The 2392-nt window shown below is 32.0% G+C and carries 2 protein-coding genes; one reads left to right on the top strand and one right to left on the bottom strand.

All coding sequences use genetic code 11. From position 1 onward, the window contains the following. Positions 1 to 17 precede the first annotated feature (17 nt). Positions 18 to 1181, bottom strand: a complete 1164-nt coding sequence (locus tag EKL98_RS15280) for an IS4 family transposase (protein ID WP_126563075.1) — start codon at positions 1179 to 1181, stop codon at positions 18 to 20. Between the two features lie 142 nt (positions 1182 to 1323). On the opposite strand from EKL98_RS15280, the gene EKL98_RS15275 reads away from it, so the two are divergent. Continuing rightward, the coding region (locus tag EKL98_RS15275; RefSeq protein WP_199740718.1) for a TonB-dependent receptor at positions 1324 to 2392 on the top strand (1069 nt) is incomplete at its 3' end.

Raw genomic sequence — 2392 nt, 5'->3', positions numbered from 1 at the left:
ATTTCACTAGTGTCCACTTAAAATAAGTTGAAAACCAGCTGGTTAGTAATATGTTCATTGACATTATTGTAATCTGATTTCATAAGTAATTCATTTACAGGTGTTTTATCGAGTAATGATGCTGATAAAATTTGTAGAATTTCGTAGATTGAACGATTGATTTTTAAATCTTTTGCAATGATTGACACCAAGCAATAAGTTATTATTGCGATGTTAATTTGTATGCGGACGGCATTTTCTGTCGTTCCCCAAAAGGTCTTAACTTTCAAATGTTGTTTAATCCATTTGAAGAATAATTCAATCTGCCAACGCTGTTTATAAAGTAAGGCGATTTGTTGGGCTGATAAATCAAAATTGTTCGTCAAAAAGATTAACATTTTTTTGTTTTCAGCATCAAAAAACTTCACTTTTCTTATCTTTTCTGGATAATCTTTTGAAGTATAAAAGCCGTCTATTTTCCCTGTTTGGTCATAAATAACTCCCGTGGATTTATCTGTTTTCTTGGAATACATTCTTTTGAATTTTAAATTTGATTTTGCTCTAACAACAAAATAAGCAGAAGCTTTAGTAATTCGATAAAGCCTGAAATAATCTACATAAGCACGGTCAAAAATATAATAGGCAAAACGTTCATAATTGATGAAGTCCATCGCATTTACATCGTGAATATTTGCCTCGGTAATGTGAATAAAAACAGGGATTTGTGTGTTAATATCAAAAAGGGTGTGGAGTTTTATTCCTGCTTTGGTCTTTCTAAAATGAGCCCACCAAAATACACTCAAACACAAATCAATAGTCGAAGAATCAAAAGCATAAATGTTGCCTTTTATTTCAAAACTATCATTGCTGTTTTTTTCTTGGGCAATTAATATTAAATGATTGGCAAAGTCTTCGAATATTTTATAATTGCGATTTTCATTTGCCTTGGCTAAGTTACTTCGTGTTACATTTTTACCAAAACCTAAATGATACGATTTTGATTGATGTGCTTCGATAACAATTATCAAATCTCTCAAGCTATCACGAGAAGATAATTGACCGAAAATCATACATAAAAGTTGATTCCAGCAAGTAAAACTTCTGACCTTTTTATTGCCATCATACTTTGTTACAAATCTATCAAAAACACGTTGTGGTAGAAATTCAACTAATTGAGAAAAGACATATTTTCCGTGATTCATATTCGTAAAGTTAATTTACGAACATAATGGATTCATTTCAAATCGTCACGCTCTAAAATGAGACTTAAAATACAGATTTACAATAATTTCAAAGAACTTTTTTTAATCTATAGTGGACACTAGTGAACTAAAATCTAAAAATATGAAAAAAATTTTTACTTTATTGTTTTTTGCAATTGGCCTTCAGGCAATAATTGCACAAACTACAACTTCAAACATTAAAGGTACCGTTAAAAGTAGCAATAATGAATTTTTGCCAGAAGCTTCAATTCTTGCAATACATACTCCTACAGGAACTAAATATTCGACAGTTTCGAATTCTGATGGACGTTTTAGTATGTTGAATATGAAAATTGGTGGACCTTATAAAGTGATTGCAACTTTTGTAGGATATCAAACTCAAGAAATTGCTGATGTATTCCTTGAACTTGGAAAAACTTCGGCACTTGAATTTGTTTTAGTTAGTGAAAGTCAAAGCTTAAATGAAGTAAAAGTAACTTCAAAAAGCAAAGTCTTCGGAAGTGGTCGAACTGGTGCCGAAACTACAATCGGTAGAAAAGAATTATCAACGTTACCCTCTATTTCTAGATCTGCAGAAGATTTTACTCGATTAGAACCCTCTGCGAGTGGAGGTTCATTTGGTGGTAGAAATGATCAATACAATAACTATTCTTTGAATGGGGCAATTTTTAATAACCCTTTCGGATTAGATGCTGCAACTCCAGGTGGGCAAACAGGGTCACAGCCAATTTCATTGGATGCTATTGAACAAATTCAAGTTGCAGTTGCTCCTTATGATGTTACTTTGTCAGGTTTTACTGGCGCATCTGTAAATGCTGTAACAAAATCAGGTACAAACGAATTTCACGGAACTGCTTATAGCTATTTCAGAAATGATGCTATGACTGGAAATAGAGTAAAAGGTCAAGATATTGTCGTTCCAAATTTAGAGCAAACTCAAGCTGGTTTTAGTATTGGTGGACCAATTGTAAAAAATAAATTATTCTTTTTTGCTAATTATGAAATTGATCAACGTAGTGATTCAGGTTCAAATGTAGTTGCCAATGATGGAAATAGTACAACTGGTGTAAATGAAACGAGAGTGTTAGCAACAGATTTAATGCACGTTTCTACCGAATTGAGTAAACTTGGATATAATTCAGGTTCTTATCAAGGTTTTACTCATAATTCTAATTCTAATAAAGGAATTG

The sequence above is a fragment of the Flavobacterium bomense genome (assembly GCF_003970355.1).
The sequence above is the reverse complement of the archived record's forward strand: the minus strand, read 5'-3'. Positions and strand labels throughout refer to the sequence as shown.

What these genes read in the sequence shown, in the direction of transcription:
- EKL98_RS15280 (WP_126563075.1), bottom strand. Translation starts at nt 1,181, where the DNA reads ATGAATCACGGAAAATATGTCTTTTCTCAATTAGTTGAATTTCTACCA.